This is a genomic window from Bacillus sp. CGMCC 1.60114 (genome assembly GCF_042676365.1).
Taxonomy (GTDB): Bacteria; Bacillota; Bacilli; order Bacillales; family Bacillaceae_G; genus Bacillus_A; species Bacillus_A rhizoplanae_A.
In genome coordinates this window covers 72,058-88,547 of sequence record NZ_JBHTHG010000107.1, presented here as the reverse complement: position 1 = coordinate 88,547, position 16,490 = coordinate 72,058, and the positions used below count along the sequence as shown (strand labels likewise).

The following is a 16,490-nucleotide window of genomic DNA, read 5'->3' as shown; positions in this document are numbered from 1 at the left end:
TGACACTACCGTATGTGACAGAAAAATACTTAGAATCAAAAAATAGCTTTTAACGCATTAGCAATGAATGAGAAGGAGAGATTTTAATGACAAAAGCATCAGCTCAAAAAACTTTGCAAGACTTCTATTTCTTGTTATTTACCTTTGTATCCGGATTCTTTTACTTTTGTTTCTATCTGGTCAGCATTACATTTGCATTAGTAATGACGATTATCTTTTTGGGTATTCCTTTGTTGGCTTGGGTGCTACAAACAACTCACACGTTTGTTCAGTATGAACGCATTCAGACGAAGGTTTATACGGATATATCGATAGGGTTATTCGAACCAAGAAAAAAAGAGGGGGGAGATAAATGGATTAAAGCGAGAGATACAATCCTTAATAATAGCAACTGGAGGGCTATTTTTTGGCTCATGCAGAAATTTTTCATCGGAATAATGAGTCTTATATGTGCTATTTTACTGTATGTAACGCCGCTAGTATGTATCGTTACACCCTTACTTTTTCGATATTTTAATATATACTTATTGGGAATTACTATGAATTCATGGACGAAAGCTTTCTTTGTCATGATTATTGGATGCATTCTCATCTGGATACGTATATGTATTGGAAACTTTTTAGTTCGAATAATTGGAATGTATACACGTACTATGTTTAAAGCTATAAGGGAGTGATAATTTGTTTAAGACTTTGAAAATATGGTTCTGGTATGATTGGGCCTTACTTTGTATACGCTTTATTATTTGGCTATCATTGATATCAGTGACTATCCAACAACAAGATTATTTGACAGTACCACTTTGGATCATTATTCTTTGGGAAATCGTTTCATTTTCAGTACCTTGGATTTGTTTAATGTTTAGTTATCGCTATTATTTGTTTACTGAAATAATATTATTTGGCGGAGTGTGTTTCTATTTAACTTTATTATTTCCGTCAGCGTATCTTGCTTTTTTAATGCCAACTTTTATGATTGCGGCAAATAGTGCTCATAAATCTTACCGCTGGTCGGGTCCTATCACAATTATTTTGTTCCCGTTGCTCATTGCGATATTTTCCAAAGTAACAGATTTATGGGGAATCATCCTACAAATCAGTTTAGCTTTTGCTATGGGCTCTTTCTTTCGTTTACTGGCTACTAATTACCGTCAAAGTGAAACTATTCGGAACCAGAAATATGTATTGGAACAATACATATCTCAAGTTGAGCGGATTACTTTACTAGAGGAACGTGACAGGCTCTCAAAGGATTTACATGATACGATGGGGCATTCCTATACCTCAATTATTATGGGGATGGAAACATTACGTACGGAATTAAAAACTAAGGAAGGGGAGCAACAGCTCGATTCATTATTACAATTGGCCCGTAACAGTATGGAAGAAGTAAGACTGTATTTACATCAATTGGATTTATCACAAGAATCGCTTCCCTTAGCTGTCACATTACAACAATTGACAGAGGAATTTAAGAAACATGCAAAAGTAAATGTACGTACTCGAATAATAGGAGAAGAGTATATGGCCTCCAAACAATCAAAATTGACACTATATCGGAGCTTGCAGGAATCACTAACAAATGCTGTTCGCCATGGGCATTCTACAGAAATCATTGTGTCACTTCACTTTGAACCACAACAGATAAGATTGGATGTACAGGATAATGGCTGTGGGGTAGAAGAGTGGAAGGATGGCTTTGGATTAACTGCAATGAAAGAGCGTGTGAGTCAGTCACAAGGAAGAGTCATTGTTTATTCCAAAAAGGGGGAAGGGACGTTAATTTCATGTGTTTTACCGAAACAAGTACAACTGTCTAATGAACAAATCCGCCTGTGTATTGTCGATGATCATTCTTTCATCCGAGAAAGTCTTCATACAATTTTGGATGGACAGGAGGATTTACAAGTAGTGGGAATGGCTGAAGATGGAGAACGGGCTTTGGAATTGTGTGAGAGACTAAAGCCAGATGTAGTATTAATGGATTTAGAGATGCCAAATCTGGATGGGATTCATGCGACTAAAATGATTAAGGAAAAATGGCCGGGAATTTGTGTACTCATTTTGTCAACCTTTCAGAATACAGAAAGGGCAAAAGAAATCATACGAAATGGTGCGGATGGATATTTATTGAAATCCATAGATTCGCGTGAACTAGCTGAATCAATTCGTCTAGTCTATCGAGGAGGCATGATGATTAATCATGACTTGTTCCATAGAATATGGGAAGAAAATGAAGAAACAGGATCATTTGAATCAAAATCAGATGGAAAAGAGTATGGATTAACGAAACGAGAATTAGAGATTTTGGAACTCTTATCACAAGGAAGCCGTTATAAAACAATAGCTTCGAAACTTTACTTGTCAAACGGAACGGTAAGAAATTACGCCTCCAATCTCTATGAGAAGCTAGGAGTTAAAAATCGAGAAGAAGCCGTACAAAAGGCAAAAGATACAGGATTACTTTCTTGAAACTCTCACTTGAACTAGTTAGCTGAAGTCAATGGGGGACTTACAGATAATGCAGAGCATCACAACCCAATACTACATTTTAAACTACAATGAAAAATAAAGAGTTGGAAAACCCTGCTTTTTTGTGAATATAGTCTAATATAATTTAGTTGTTTAAAATGAGTATTCGGATTTTTATATCGAGAAAGTAAAACACTATAGACGATGACTATAAAAGTTGTAGACTATAACCGAAATTGCAATAAGATATAAGGGAGATGAATATTTTATTAAAACCTGTCTTCACAGAGGACTGGTAAATAGTTTTCACATTCGCTGGTACATCAGTCCTAAATCTGAAAGTAAAATAGATATTTTGATCAATAATATCTGTGATTTAGATGCTATTTCCCTCATTTCGAAAATATCTATTAGGTTACCATGAGTGGTTTTGGGATTAAAAGAGGTACTTCCGTAAAGTCGGGCATAATAGCACTCACTAAATTTAAGCCCTCTAAAAAGAGAAGAATTTAGAAACTAAAGAAATTAGTGTGATGATGCTTTATTGTAGTCAAATATAAAATATGTCGTTTTGAGTTGGAGTGAAATGTGGAACCTAATTCTAAAATTTAAAATATATTGGAATGATACAAAAGATAATCCAAAACTGAAGTATCCAAGTAGGTCTGCGCAACTAGCCTGAAGATGATCATCCAATTTTTGGATTTCATAATCCGATACGGACTCTAATTGGATTCAATATGAGAAAGATAACAGGTTAATATATTTCTAATCATTTAAAGGGAAGGGTATGTGATTGAGATGTATAATACATATAATGAAAAGACACATACATCGATCAAACAATTATTTAATAAGTTTTCACCAAAAGCTCCTGGCTTTGCATATATTGCTAGTTTCGATAGCGGAGTAACTTATAAAGGTGCAGTTGGCTTAGCTTCTATAGAGAAAAATCTACCCATAACTACCAAAAACATTTTTAATATTGCCTCAGTTTCTAAACAATTTACAGCGTTTTCTATATTACTCTTAGAACAAGAGGGGAAATTGAGTTTAGATGATTCAATTGTAAAGTTTGTCCCCTCTATAGGAGCATATGCTGAACCTGTAACATTGAGACACCTAATCCATCACACTGGTGGACTAGTTGATTATATGGAATTGGCTGAAGCAGCAAATATTAAATATACTGATACATTAACTGTGGAAGAATCGCTAGAACATCTTAAAAGTCATCAAATTGCAAGGTTTCCAGTTGGAACAAAATTTGAGTATAGCAATACAGGATATTTTTTATTATCACAAGTGATAGAGAAAGTAAGTGGCAAGTCTCTACGTCAGTTTAAAAAGGAGCGTATTTTTGACCCTTTAAATATGAGGGCCACAACAATTGTGGATTACTACCCAACTACTATATCAATTGCTAGCGGATATTCGAAGAATGAACAAGGAATATATAAAATCTATGAAAGCCCTTGGGAACATACAGGGGATGGGGCAGTTCATACAACAGTTGAAGACCTGGTAAAATGGGGAGAGAATTTAACTACAGGTACCGTTGGTGGAAAAGACCTTGTTAAAAGAATGAGCGAAATAGGCCCGAAAGTTTCTCCAACTGGAGAAACGATTATTGACAATGAAGATTATGCTTTTGGGCTGAGGGTTGCAGAAGGTTTTAACTGTCGATACCTGGAACATTCAGGAAGCTGGGCAGGTTATCGTTCACACTTTATGCGGTTTCCAAAAGAATATTTGTCTGTTGCGGTACTAAGTAACTATGATGAATTTGACTCTAAAAAATATGCTAATAAAATAGCAGGAATTGTTTTAGAAAAGTAAAAAATAGAGTGTAGAATACAGTATTTGGATTTGGTTTACCCCACGTTGTTTTATATTGTTTTAAATTTATCTTACACTTTCTCAAAATCCAATCAAACAAACGGAAATAACCTTAGAATCAGAATTGTATTTTAAATTTTCGGAATGATCATTGCGATTGTTGCGGTAATATGACAAATCGATTATCCCTGCATTCTCATTTTCGGGGTGACCTGTTTTTTTAGGTTGATAGCGATGGGGTAGCGTCACATCGCCATCAACCTAAAATTTTGATGGGCCCCAAAAGTGAAAATTTCATCTTTTCATAGGTGTCTACAAGAATTGAGCACATTTTTTCGTTTTGGAGTAATTCTGAATTCATAAGTTGAAGACGATGGGGTATCACCTTCATTTTGGAAAAAATGCTAAGGGCATGCAAAACTTTATACAGCTTTTTGACTAATCCAGTAACAAACGAGAAGCTAAAAACATCCCTATAATAGACATGTATAAAAAATGTATAGATCTATAGAACAAAAAAGAGGTTCCCTTGTGAGGGTAGGGTTCCTTCTTTTTCTTTGCTGCTGATAATAAGACGTTATGTCTACAAATCTTGTATAGAATATACATAGAAAAACTGTAAAACTACTACTAAATCAAGTCACGATCTTCATTGGCATATTTTTTGGTTTTGTTTCCGTATAACACCTCATTGGGATTTATAACTATAATTAAAACCGCAACTATTAAATAAAAAATTGCATTGTACATAATTAATTCAATTAATTGACCATTTATTATGCCTATAAAAAAATTTTAAAAAAAGTGGATGATAATTGGAATAATCAAATTGCGATTTAAATTATAAAATGTTGTCATGATTATTGTAGTAGATATAATTGCAATCATAAAAAACAAAATATATTTGATTAAATGAATGCCTGTAAAACCTGTAGTAAACCATATAGGCAAATGCCACATTCCCCACCAAAAACCGATAATTATTGAAGATTTTAATGGGGAATATTTTTTTGAAGCTCCATTAGTGCAAAACCTCTCCAACCTAATTCTTCTCCTAGAGGTCCGGACACAATAGTTTTAACAAAGTAATAAATTAACACACCCCATGAAGTTCTATTAAAAATTGAATCTGCTTCACTGTTAATTGACACGAGAAACAACATCATCAAAAATATAATTACTTGAATCGTACTTACTGTAAGAACTATAGATAACCTAATCTTATTTTTAAATCTATCTTTTACGAATTGTATGAAACTCTGACCAGGATAGAGTTTCATAAATAGCAAGACAAAAGCAAAGGTAGAAGACCAAGCTGATATACATAGCATTACATCAAAAATCCAAACTGGAAAATCTAATAACTTTATCACTCCTACAAGAAGAAACAGTGGCCAAAAAATAATGTTGGTTAATCAAATAAAACTTACCACTGTTTTATTTGATTTTTCATCTCCATTCACATACATTCCCACCTTAGGTTGAATTTTAGAAATAATATGTTTGTTCGGTCCAGCATTAAAATAACGCCGAATTTCCTTACTATTATAGCTGTATTTTTAAAAAATATTACATCAGGACCAATACTTGAAATAGGTGCATCTACATTAGCTACCGAAACTTCATTCACAAATAGATAGTGAAGATATACATTATATTCATGAAAAGTTAACATAGTACTCCTATACTTGAACTTCACCACTTTCACTTCGCTTAGAAGTGAGGAATTCCTAAGTAAAGAGTTCGATAGAAATCAAATTTATTAGGCTATCCCTGCAGTCCTTGCGGTTAGAGGCCTTATCGCATCATCATTTAGATTGCTACTTGTTAATATTCCTATCATGATGTGCACCACAAGAAGGGCAGTCCCATTTACGTAGATTCAGATTTTTAACGTCTTTGTTTTGATATCCACAAATAGAAGTGATTTGAACGTAAGGAAATTGTAAGAAATACATAAGAAAAAAGAAATTTTTATTGTGTAGGATACAAATATAGAGAAGCACAAAAGAGGGAGGATAAATAGGATTTATTTATACGAAAACCAAACTAGTAATAAGCGCATTCTAAATAAAAAAATCATTTATGGTACTAACATACATGTGAAAAAGAGAGGTTTTACCGTTTGTTACGACAGTATGGTGCTTGTAAAAATAAACAATATGAAGATGATTTCTGTGTAATTAGTAAGAAATAATATACAACCGCCGATACTATATGAATAGAGGGGAAGAGTGTCTTATGAAAATATATAATTAACTCCCATTTGCAGATTTAGCACTTTTTATTGCCGGAACTCTTTATTATACCTAACACCAACCGCAATGATAAAAACAGGCTCCACTCAAAATATACTTAGTTCATTACAAATAAGTACTCAACGAGATCGTACCTCTGTCGAACAGGCAATGCGAGATACATTGCAACTTGGATACCCAGGGATACTCGCTAAAACTTCCGAGGGTAGAAAAATGTGGGGTATGCAGCTGGTGTAGCGGATATAAGAACTAAGAAACAGATGAAAACAGATTTTTGCTTTCGCATTGGAAGTGGAACGACTTAAACAAATTTTTTTCTTATTTGCTTGGTGGCAATTACTGAAAGAACAGCAACTAAAACAAATACTCACTACAGTTCCTACAGGAAAGGGAGGAATCAATGGATATGGTCTAGGAATCTATGAAATTAAACTTCCTAATGTTGTCTCGATAGGGGGACATACAGGTGTTATTCCAGGATTTGATACTTTTGCTGGAGGTAGGCATATGTTGACCGTCAATTTGAACAGTATGGGTAGAGCCGAGAATACTGGTCTTTTTAAAAGTATTTTACTTGTTGAATTTAGACAGTAGGGATAAAGCCAAAATAGTAGTTTATGTGATGTTTGTAATTGAACAAATAAAAGATGAAATCGATCATTTATCTAAGGAGGAATTTTTCTTATGGAAAATAAATTATCTGGAGTGTTAGCCGCTACCTTAGCTCTAACGATGAGCATACCAACAGGAGCGCTAGCGTCTTCTAGCAGTAAGACTCCGGTTGTAGCTAGCCAAGAAGTTGCTAGCAAAGATTTGGAGAAGATTGCTGCAGAGAACGCTGCACTGCTCACGAAGTCCTATGAGACGACTAGCGTGCAGTATGCGCTGATTGATAATGGTAAACTTATTTTGTCGGGGCAGACAGGTAAGAACGACATAGAAGGGAAAGAACCACTAACCAAAGATACTCTATACGGAATTGGTTCAACCAGTAAAGTATATACGGCTGCGGCTGTTATGAAACTAGTAGACGAAGGAAAAGTTGATTTGGATGCTCCTGTTGCCCGCTATATTCCTGATTTCAAAATGAAAGATAAACGATATAAGCGTATTACACCGCGTATGCTGTTGAATCACTCCTCGGGTTTGCAAGGTTCGACGTTCAATAATGCATTTTTATTTAAAGATAATGATGCTTATGCCCATGATATCTTGTTGCAACAATTGTCCAACCAAAACTTGAAGGCAGACCCTGGCGCGTTCTCAGTATACTGTAATGACGGTTTTACACTGGCTGAGATCTTGGTAGAAAGAGTCAGTGGTATGAGTTTTACTGAATTTCTACATCAAAAGTTTACAGAGCCATTAAAACTGAATCATACGATAACATCGCAAGACAAATGGGAAGACGAAAAGCGGGCTGGACTGTATTCTCCGACATACCAGGGACAGCTTTCAAGTGAAATGGTGAATGTGATTGGTACGGGAGGAATCTCTTCTACTGCAGAAGATGTGGTGCGATTCTCACAAATATTTATGGGACAGGGAAAAGAAATTCTCTCTAATAAAGCAGTCAAGGCGATGGAACAAGAAGAATATAAAAAAGGAATGTGGCCGGGAGATAGCGGAAATGTGTTCAACTATGGTCTTGGCTGGGATAGTGTGAAACTATACCCATTCAGTGAATATGGGATAAAAGCGTTGACTAAGGGTGGGGATACGATACTGCAACATGCTACATTGGTCGTGCTTCCGGAACAGAAGATGGCAGCAGCTGTATTGTCCTCCGGCGGCTCCAGCATGACAAATCAACTGTTAGCAAACAAATTACTGCTAGCTAGGCTTAAAGAGAAAGGGACAATTAAGGATATAAAACCAGATAAATCCTTCGGCAAACCAGTCAAGGCTAAAGTACCTCAAGACGTGGTAAAAAAAGCGGGTTTTTATGGAAATAGCCGCAGCCATTTCAAAATAGAAATTACGAAGAAGGGAGAACTGTTTTTACCAACTAAACCGGAAGAAAAATATGTATATACGGCGGATGGAAGCTTTATAAATGAGAAGGGTACTTCCAAGCTTAACTTCGTCACAGAGAAGAATGGAAAAGTTTATTTGAGAGAGAGCACATATGAATTATCGCCGGGATTGGGGCAAAATGTGCTGACTCACTATTTAGCCCAGAAATTAGAAAACAATGTGTTACCGAAGAAAACAGCTGCTGCATGGGCGAAGCGTGAGGGTGGCAAGTTCTACCTCGTTAACGAAAAATTTAATTCTATGAACTATCTAGGACAACTAATGCCTCTTAACACACAAATTACCATCAAGGATGGGTATTGGGACGGCAAAAAAATTACAGGTCCAAATTCGGCGATGCATCAAATTCAGATTCCCGTGATGAATGGGCGGGATACAAAGGAAGCTCATTTCTATACAGAGGATGGTAATGAATATATGGAGATGGCCAGCTTTTTATACGTCAGTGAATCTAACGTAAAATCCCTTGATGCAGGTCAATTATCGAAAGTTACACTGCAAGAAAATGGGCATGCCAAATGGTTTACGATTCCGCAAACGGCAGCAGGGAAAACGATGACTGTGGAGTTGCCATCAGGAAGTTCATTCGCGGTGTATGATGAGAATGGAGTATGCGTCAATTTTACGGTTGTTAGTGACAACAACAAAGTAAAACTACCGGAGAACGGAACGGTTGTATTTGCTGGCGCACCGAACTCAGAATTTACAATTGCGTTGAACTAGCTACAATTTAAGATGACCTTTAACAAAACCAGTAAGGCACAGAAAAGATGTATTACTGGTTTTGTTTGTATTTATGCATTCTCAATGAAAAAACTTGAATAATACCACGCTCAAGCACTTTGAACTCCCCCCAATTCTGATATCCTTTGTCCTAAGCCAATTCATCCCCACCTACTCACTTCGCGTTCCTTGAGGAAGGGGTCTTCTTGGCTAAAATGATAAAATTATCGATAAGATTGGCACTTTTTCATGTAACCAATAATGTACCCCTATCATTTCTACTTAAGAAATTAATAATCTAAAAACGAAAGAGCTATCTTGTTACAAGTTAGCACAAAATTTTGTTCTGGGGACACTATAAAATGTTAGGTTGATGTGCATGTGGTGATACCTCATTTTGAGAAATTTTATGATTTCAAGAACTAATTATTAGATTGAATCCTAAATCTAGGATTCTTTTTCTTTGTTATTTTTGAAGTTTTTGAATTGCAATAGAAAGAAAATAAAGAAAATTCATCACTTTCTTACAACCTTGTGTGTTATTATGACAACAGACTTTTAGGAAGAGGTGGATACATATGTTACAAGCGTTACTTATTTTCTTACTGCAAATTATTTACGTGCCAATTTTAACAATCCGTACTATTCTGCTTGTAAAGAATCAAACGAAGTCCGCTGCTGGTGTTGGGTTGTTAGAAGGAGTCATTTATATTGTTAGTTTAGGAATTGTATTTCAAGACTTATCAAACATGATGAATATTGTAGCTTATGTCCTTGGGTTTAGTGCTGGGTTGTTACTTGGCGGTTATATTGAAAATAAATTAGCAATTGGATATATTACGTATAATGTTAGTTTACTAGAGCGTTGCGAAGAACTTGTGACTGCACTAAGACATGCAGGATTTGGTGTGACAGTCTTTATCGGAGAAGGAATTGATTCTGAGCGCTACCGTTTAGATATTGTAGCAAAACGTTCACGTGAAAAAGAGTTGTTAGAGATTATTAATGAAATCGCACCGAAGGCATTTATGGCTTCTTACGAAATTCGCTCTTTCAAGGGCGGATATTTAACAAAAGCGATGAAAAAACGTGCGTTAATGAAGAAGAAAGATGATCAGGCATCATAAGAGAAAAGGCGGAGCTGAGTGGCTTCGCCTTTTCTCTAATTAATTTCATGTTAGTTTGAACGGACTTTTATAACGTTTCACTGGGTGGATTTTAGGAGAAACTCAGAACAATAAAGGCAACACGTTAATTACAGGTTCTTCATAGGGATGGACGTTCTTAATCATGCTTAGTACTTCTTCAATGTTCTGATATAAACATCTAAACTCCATTTTATATTCAGTCCCAAAGCATATTTCTCCTATAGGACCACTAAAAGGTTTTGATTCTTCCAATGGCCTCCAAGATCCTTTAACAAGTGAGTAAGAAATAACATGATCATATTTACCTATTGTTAAAACACCAATATCGTTCAGTTTACTTCTTAATGTTTCTATGTATTCTTCTGGTAATAGTACCTCAACTTTTACAAATTTAACATCCATTTTCTAGCTCCTTAAAACAGATTTTATTTTAAAAAATTCATTAAATTAGATAAAACGTTTTTGGTGATTAAGCTTTGATGATGAACGAAAAGCTACAAAATACCACATAATATTAACAATTAATGCAGCTATGCAAAGTCCTAGTAAAGTAGGAAATTCACCCATTGTTAGAACGACTATAAGTATTGTAGAGTTTATAAGCAGTCCAAACCCGCAAAAGACTGCCATAACAAACTTCATTACATTCAGCCCTGCAATATATAAGATTAAAGGGAGTAGATATGTGGTAAGAGCCATGCCTATTGCTGTCCACATACCCATTGTGCCAAACTTATTGGCTTTAGGCCCAGAATCGGCAAGTGGAGAAAGTGAACCCGCAATCAACAAAGAGCAGAAGAGCAATGCAGAAACTAAAGTCATGAAAATAACACGGGATTTGTTTGTGTCTTTTGTCATAATATGTTTCATTCCTTTCATGATTGTTTGTGAAATTAAGAGTAATTATTTTCTTTTATATTATAACAAATATATGAAAATAAGGTTATTTTTGGGTTTGTTTTAAATTAATTTAAAACATGTGGAGATGAAAACAGAGTATGTAAGAACATTACATACTCTGTTTTATATTCGATAGATTTTCATGCATTTTAGCATTTCCTTTCAAAAAATGAAGGAGTGAAAATCCAACCATGCCTAAAAGACCAAAAATAATCCAAGGAAAACTCATATCTTGCCAATACTTCGTAAAGAAAGTACCTGTATAGTTTCCAATAGTAAATCCTAGGGCAAGTGATAATTGAAAGAAACCGAAATAGGTTGCTGTGTATTGTTCGTTACTAAAGTTTGCCACAGCAATATCCGCATTAGGTAGTACGAGTGTTTCTCCGATAGTAAATAAAATAACACACACTAATAGCCAATATGGATGAAAAGAGATTGGAATGAGAAGGAAAGAAAGTCCCATTAGTAATACACCATACTTTACAAGAGAAAGTGCATGATATTTTTTGAAGAGATATTTAAATGCAATCATAAATAAAAAACCTGTAATGGCGTTTATTGTAATGACGAGTCCTACTAAGTTTTGATCGTGACTTATATTGTTCATATGAAGTGGTAATGCAACCGTAAGTTGTGTGAACAGTGTATAAAAAAACACCATAATGAGTGAAAAAGATAAAAAGAGCTTGTTTTGTACAGCCACTTTTATTCCTGTTAATAGTTGTGTTTCATGTACAGTAACATGAAAGTGAGATCTAAGAAGAAAGAATAGGAATGCTAGAACGAACATGAGTGATCCGGTAAATAAAAATGGATACAACGGATTCCAATGAAGCAATACACTACCTGCAATCGGCCCAATGATTGCTCCGCCATTTAAAAAGAGATTTAAGTATGTAAAGGTATCCTTTCTTATATGAGCAGGTTGAGAACCAAAAACAGCACGTGCAGATGGTTCATAAAAAGCAGTTCCAAATCCGATGAATATTGTTGCAAGCATAATAGTATAAAATCCAGAAAATATCCCTAAGGAAAGAAAGCCAATACCCCGTAAAATGATTCCGGTTATCATCATAATGATATAACCAACTCGATCGGCAATCATTCCAGTAAATAACGGAAATATTCGAGAGGTAATTGTAAGTGCTGTCAAAATGGTGCCGACTTGCATAGCGGAAAAATGTAAAGAATTAGATAAATAGAGAGCTAGAAAAGCCATCACCGCAAAATGACCAAGCGTCATAAAAAAAGTAGAAAATAATACAAAACGAATAGGTAATGAAAAAGATTTCAAAATATCCACTCCTTTCACTGTTAACCTTTTATTATTTTTAATGGTTAACATTTTTATGTTATGATTATACTGAAAATAAGAAAAAAAGTAAACGATGGAAAGTTGGTGGTGATTTTGAGTAGCAGCCAAACTGCACCAGAGATGTTAGAAAGTATAAGAGCGTTTTTAAATACATGGAGAATCCCAAATGAAACGAGAAAACCGGTTGATTTTTTTGAAACAGAAGAAGATGTAGTTTTGTTTATGAATGAACAATGGAATGAAGAGTTACCTTTTGGTTCGGTCGAGGAAATAAAAAGTTTCCGCGCTATCATTCGAGAGGCGGTTGAACAGCAGAAATCGTTAAAGCCGTTGTTCGATAAGTATCCATTACAAGTAAGCCTTGAGGATGGAGAAAATGAGATTACATATCAAGCAATTGGTGAGGGAAATTTATATACATTTTTATTGCGAATTATTGTTTCTACGATTGTAAATAAACAGTGGGGAAGATTGAAAGCCTGCCCGGATTGTAAGTGGGTGTTTTATGATCAATCTCGTAATGGTAGTAAACGCTGGTGCGGTATGTATGCTGAAGGAGAAGGGGGAAGAGCTTGCGGAACAATTGCAAAAGTGAAGAGGCATCGTGCGAAGAGAAAAGCAAGTTCAAGTTATATCAAATAGTAAAATAGCCGAGGCTTGCAGGTCTGCAAAGTTTCGGCTATTCTCTTGCTTTCTAGCAATAAAATGTTTATTTAAAACAAATTATTTTATGATTTTTTTAATTGTACAAGAACGAGACCATCTGGTAATGTAATTTCTTTTGTTTCTATAAAATTATGTTTCTTATATAAAGCAATGGCAGGTGTATTTTTCTTACCAGTTTGTACAATATAAGGTGTTGTTTCTTCATGTAGTTGAAATAGATGTTGCAATAGTGCTGTTGCAATTCCTCTATGAAAATATGTAGGTGAAACAACGAGGCGATGAATATCAACAACATCATCCTCGTATAGAAATGAAATAAACCCAGCTAAAGTATCATCAATGAAGTATCCATAAAAGACTTCATTACAATTTTGGATATCAAAAATAGTGTCATACAATCTAGGGATTGAATTATTTTGAATATACTGTGCTTCAATTTTATATGCAGAAATTTGAACTTCTAAAATTTCTGCAGCTTCTTCAATAGAAGAAGGAGATAATTTTCGAATCAAGTGGAGGCCCCCTTTATGAAAAGAGTGAGAATATAGGATTCTCACTCTTTCGAATAACTAGTTCTAATTTTTTACAAGTAATTTATTGGCATATTGACGTGCCCAGTGATCAGCTGCTAATACCTCTTCTAATGAAGGATTAGCAATATTATGGTGAGCTTCTAATGTAGAATAGATTGTTTTTTCAATATCAAAAAATGAAATCTTGTCTTGTAAATATAAAGCATTTGCAATTTCATTCGCAGCATTTAGTACAGCTGGTTTTGTACCACCAACTTTCCCAGCCTCGTAAGCGTAGTGGAGACAAGGGAATTTCTCTAGATCAGGTCTTTCAAAATGCAAGCTGCCAACTTCTAATAAATTTAACTTTTTGAAGGAAGATGCTAAACGCGATGGATAGTGGAATGCATATTGAATAGGCATACGCATATCAGGTGCTCCAAGCTGAGCCATAATAGAACCATCCACAAATTCTACAAGAGAGTGAATAATGCTTTCTTTATGAATCATAACATCGATCTTTTCGTAAGGAACATCAAATAACCAACGTGCTTCCATTACTTCAAAGCCTTTATTTAGTAATGTTGCAGAGTCAATTGTTAATTTTGCTCCCATTAGCCAGTTTGGATGTTTTAGTGCATCTTTCGCTTTGAGCAGTGCCATTTTTTCGCGTGTTTTATCTCTAAATGCACCGCCAGAAGCTGTTACAATTAATTTTTCAATCTCTTTATTATTTTCGCCATTTAGGCATTGAAAAATAGCTGAATGTTCACTATCTACCGGGATAAGACGACAATGATTTTCTTTTGCTAATTCTGTAACAATGTGTCCAGCTGCAACTAACGTTTCTTTATTAGCGATTGCAATGTCTTTTTTTGCTTTTAGTGCTTCGATTGTTGGAAGTAGTCCTGCTACACCAACGACAGAAGTTAAGACAAGATTACTATCAGGATGCGCAGCAACCTCAATTAATCCTTCTTCTCCATATACAACTTTTGTTTGAACAGAAATTCGTGAACGCAGTGTATGTGCTAATTCTTTCGTACTCACACTTACAATACGCGGCTGAAATGTTTGTATTTGTTGTTCGAGCATATCAATATTTTTATTTGCAGTTAACCCAATAATTTGAAAGTGTTCTGGGTGAGCTGCGACTACATCTAGTGCTGATGTCCCAATAGAGCCAGTTGACCCCAAAATTGAAATATATTTTACCATAATAAATCCTCCATAGCTGTATGAAACTTTTTCGTAAACTTGTATTTAATTAGATAAAAAAAGGAAAATTCCTGCAAAATAAGACAGAAAATTCCCTTTTGTCTAAAAGTAGGTTGTGGTATAATAAGGAAAATTTAAAAGAAAAAGCGACGATAGAGAAGAGTACATATTTGGAGCTTTACAGAGAGCTGATGGTTGGTGGAAATCAGTAAGCGAAAATATGGAATGGGCTCTGGAGCTTCATGCTGAACTAAGTAGGCTATGACGGTTGTTTCGACGTTATTCGAATCGTAAAGAGAGCTATGTAATTGTAGCTAATAAAGGTGGTACCGCGGGAGTCCCTCGTCCTTTTTAGGATTGAGGGACTTTTTTGTGTAATAAAGGAGCGATAGTTATGGATAAAAATATTATGTTAACAGGGATTAAGCCAACTGGACATCCGCATCTTGGAAATTATATTGGAGCAATTAAACCAGCTTTACAGCTTTCTAAACAAAGAGAAGGAGAGGCATTATATTTTATTGCTGATTATCATGCATTAAATGCAGTGCAAGATCCAATGAAGTTTCGTGAGTATACGAAGGAAGTAGCAGCGACGTGGTTATCATTAGGCTTAGATGAACATGTAATTTTTTATCGTCAATCAGATGTACCGGAAATTCTAGAATTATACTGGATTTTGGCTTGTCTTACTCCAAAAGGTTTAATGAACCGAGCACATGCTTATAAAGCAAAGGTTGATCAAAATATAGAAGCAGGGGTAGATGTAGATACTGGTGTAAACATGGGGTTATATACGTATCCAATTTTAATGGCTGCCGATATTTTATTATTTCAATCAAACTATGTCCCAGTTGGAAAAGATCAAATTCAGCATGTAGAAATTGCAAGAGATATCGCCTCGTACTTTAATAACGCATTCTGTGAAATCTTTGTATTGCCAGAGTATATCATTCAAGAAGAAGGAGCAATTGTACCAGGCCTCGATGGCCGAAAAATGAGTAAGAGCTATGGAAATGTTATTCCATTATTTGAAGAACCAGAAAAGTTGAAAAAACTTATTTTCAAGATTAAAACGGATTCATCTTTACCGAGTGAACCGAAGGAACTTGAGACGTTATTTATGTTATATAAAGAGTTTGCCACAGTAGAGGAAGTTACATTAATGAAAGAACAATATGCAACTGGCATCGGCTGGGGGGATGTGAAAAAAGAGTTACTCCGAGTTATCAATCGCGAGTTAGAGGAGCCAAGAAAGAAATATGAAATGTATATGAATGAACCGCATTTGCTTCAAGAAGCAATGGAAAAAGGAGCGGAGCGTGCAAGAGAAATTGCTAAGAAGAATTTAGCGGAAATAAAAAAACGAATTGGGTGTTAATGTGAAAAGGAAAAGATG

General features: G+C 35.2%; 12 protein-coding genes, 3 pseudogenes and 1 other annotated feature. Of the genes and pseudogenes, 8 read left to right on the top strand and 7 right to left on the bottom strand.

The annotated features are described in order from the left end of the window. The first annotated feature begins 86 nt into the window (after positions 1-86). From ACFQZ1_RS15510 to ACFQZ1_RS15500, 3 genes are all read left to right on the top strand, one after another. Entirely contained in the window at positions 87-677 is a 591-nt protein-coding gene (locus ACFQZ1_RS15510) for a sensor domain-containing protein (protein ID WP_377883089.1), read from the top strand. Between the two features lie 4 nt (positions 678-681). Next, a complete protein-coding gene (locus ACFQZ1_RS15505; protein WP_377883088.1) occupies positions 682-2,472 on the top strand; it encodes a response regulator in 1,791 nt (596 codons plus the stop codon). Positions 2,473-3,273: 801 nt separating this feature from the next. Further along, positions 3,274-4,311, top strand: coding sequence for a serine hydrolase domain-containing protein (locus ACFQZ1_RS15500; protein ID WP_377883086.1), 1,038 nt, complete (start codon positions 3,274-3,276; stop codon positions 4,309-4,311). 630 nt (positions 4,312-4,941) lie between these two features. Here ACFQZ1_RS15500 and ACFQZ1_RS15495 read toward each other — a convergent pair. Together ACFQZ1_RS15495 and ACFQZ1_RS15490 are read right to left on the bottom strand one after the other, a co-directional pair. Continuing rightward, a pseudogene (locus tag ACFQZ1_RS15495) lies at positions 4,942-5,717 on the bottom strand (CPBP family glutamic-type intramembrane protease). 356 nt (positions 5,718-6,073) lie between these two features. Further along, a pseudogene (locus ACFQZ1_RS15490) lies at positions 6,074-6,236 on the bottom strand (zinc ribbon domain-containing protein); the annotation flags it as partial. A gap of 361 nt (positions 6,237-6,597) precedes the next feature. Here ACFQZ1_RS15490 and ACFQZ1_RS15485 point away from each other — a divergent pair. The 3 genes and pseudogenes from ACFQZ1_RS15485 to ACFQZ1_RS15475 all read left to right on the top strand — a co-directional run bounded on the left by ACFQZ1_RS15485 (position 6,598) and on the right by ACFQZ1_RS15475 (position 10,456). Further along, a pseudogene (locus ACFQZ1_RS15485) lies at positions 6,598-7,163 on the top strand (hypothetical protein). 90 nt (positions 7,164-7,253) lie between these two features. Next, positions 7,254-9,329 carry a serine hydrolase domain-containing protein gene (locus ACFQZ1_RS15480; protein WP_377883084.1) on the top strand — a complete coding sequence of 692 codons (2,076 nt, stop codon included), beginning with the start codon at positions 7,254-7,256 and terminating at the stop codon, positions 9,327-9,329. Positions 9,330-9,907: 578 nt separating this feature from the next. Beyond that, positions 9,908-10,456: a DUF2179 domain-containing protein gene (locus tag ACFQZ1_RS15475; protein WP_377883082.1), complete on the top strand. Its 549-nt coding sequence runs from the start codon at positions 9,908-9,910 to the stop codon at positions 10,454-10,456. 102 nt (positions 10,457-10,558) lie between these two features. Here the strand turns inward: ACFQZ1_RS15475 and ACFQZ1_RS15470 are convergent, their stop codons facing one another. The 3 genes from ACFQZ1_RS15470 to ACFQZ1_RS15460 form a co-directional block, all read right to left on the bottom strand. After that, entirely contained in the window at positions 10,559-10,879 is a 321-nt protein-coding gene (locus ACFQZ1_RS15470; RefSeq protein ID WP_377883081.1) for a YqfO family protein, read from the bottom strand. Between the two features lie 45 nt (positions 10,880-10,924). Next, positions 10,925-11,335, bottom strand: coding sequence for a DUF5391 family protein (locus ACFQZ1_RS15465; RefSeq protein ID WP_377883079.1), 411 nt, complete (start codon positions 11,333-11,335; stop codon positions 10,925-10,927). Positions 11,336-11,486: 151 nt separating this feature from the next. Continuing rightward, positions 11,487-12,674: an MDR family MFS transporter gene (locus ACFQZ1_RS15460; protein WP_377883077.1), complete on the bottom strand. Its 1,188-nt coding sequence runs from the start codon at positions 12,672-12,674 to the stop codon at positions 11,487-11,489. A gap of 141 nt (positions 12,675-12,815) precedes the next feature. Between ACFQZ1_RS15460 and ACFQZ1_RS15455 the strand changes: the two genes are divergently transcribed. After that, the gene (locus ACFQZ1_RS15455) at positions 12,816-13,337 is read left to right on the top strand and encodes a CGNR zinc finger domain-containing protein (RefSeq protein ID WP_377883270.1); all 522 of its coding nucleotides are present in this window, start codon (positions 12,816-12,818) and stop codon (positions 13,335-13,337) included. Positions 13,338-13,423: 86 nt separating this feature from the next. Here the strand turns inward: ACFQZ1_RS15455 and ACFQZ1_RS15450 are convergent, their stop codons facing one another. Then, positions 13,424-13,873, bottom strand: a complete 450-nt coding sequence (locus ACFQZ1_RS15450; RefSeq protein ID WP_377883075.1) for a GNAT family N-acetyltransferase — start codon at positions 13,871-13,873, stop codon at positions 13,424-13,426. A 63-nt stretch (positions 13,874-13,936) separates the two neighbouring features. Then, positions 13,937-15,091: a 1-deoxy-D-xylulose-5-phosphate reductoisomerase gene (locus ACFQZ1_RS15445; protein WP_377883073.1), complete on the bottom strand. Its 1,155-nt coding sequence runs from the start codon at positions 15,089-15,091 to the stop codon at positions 13,937-13,939. A gap of 140 nt (positions 15,092-15,231) precedes the next feature. Continuing rightward, positions 15,232-15,444: a binding site (T-box leader), on the top strand. Between the two features lie 41 nt (positions 15,445-15,485). Between ACFQZ1_RS15445 and ACFQZ1_RS15440 the strand changes: the two genes are divergently transcribed. Further along, positions 15,486-16,472: a tryptophan--tRNA ligase gene (locus ACFQZ1_RS15440; protein ID WP_377883071.1), complete on the top strand. Its 987-nt coding sequence runs from the start codon at positions 15,486-15,488 to the stop codon at positions 16,470-16,472. The last annotated feature ends 18 nt before the right edge of the window (positions 16,473-16,490 follow it).

Coding starts and splice junctions, on each gene's coding strand:
- ACFQZ1_RS15470 (WP_377883081.1), bottom strand. CDS start 10,879: ATGGATGTTAAATTTGTAAAAGTTGAGGTACTATTACCAGAAGAATAC.
- ACFQZ1_RS15480 (WP_377883084.1), top strand. CDS start 7,254: ATGGAAAATAAATTATCTGGAGTGTTAGCCGCTACCTTAGCTCTAACG.
- ACFQZ1_RS15440 (WP_377883071.1), top strand. CDS start 15,486: ATGGATAAAAATATTATGTTAACAGGGATTAAGCCAACTGGACATCCG.
- ACFQZ1_RS15455 (WP_377883270.1), top strand. CDS start 12,816: ATGTTAGAAAGTATAAGAGCGTTTTTAAATACATGGAGAATCCCAAAT.
- ACFQZ1_RS15445 (WP_377883073.1), bottom strand. CDS start 15,091: ATGGTAAAATATATTTCAATTTTGGGGTCAACTGGCTCTATTGGGACA.
- ACFQZ1_RS15475 (WP_377883082.1), top strand. CDS start 9,908: ATGTTACAAGCGTTACTTATTTTCTTACTGCAAATTATTTACGTGCCA.
- ACFQZ1_RS15500 (WP_377883086.1), top strand. CDS start 3,274: ATGTATAATACATATAATGAAAAGACACATACATCGATCAAACAATTA.
- ACFQZ1_RS15465 (WP_377883079.1), bottom strand. CDS start 11,335: ATGACAAAAGACACAAACAAATCCCGTGTTATTTTCATGACTTTAGTT.
- ACFQZ1_RS15510 (WP_377883089.1), top strand. CDS start 87: ATGACAAAAGCATCAGCTCAAAAAACTTTGCAAGACTTCTATTTCTTG.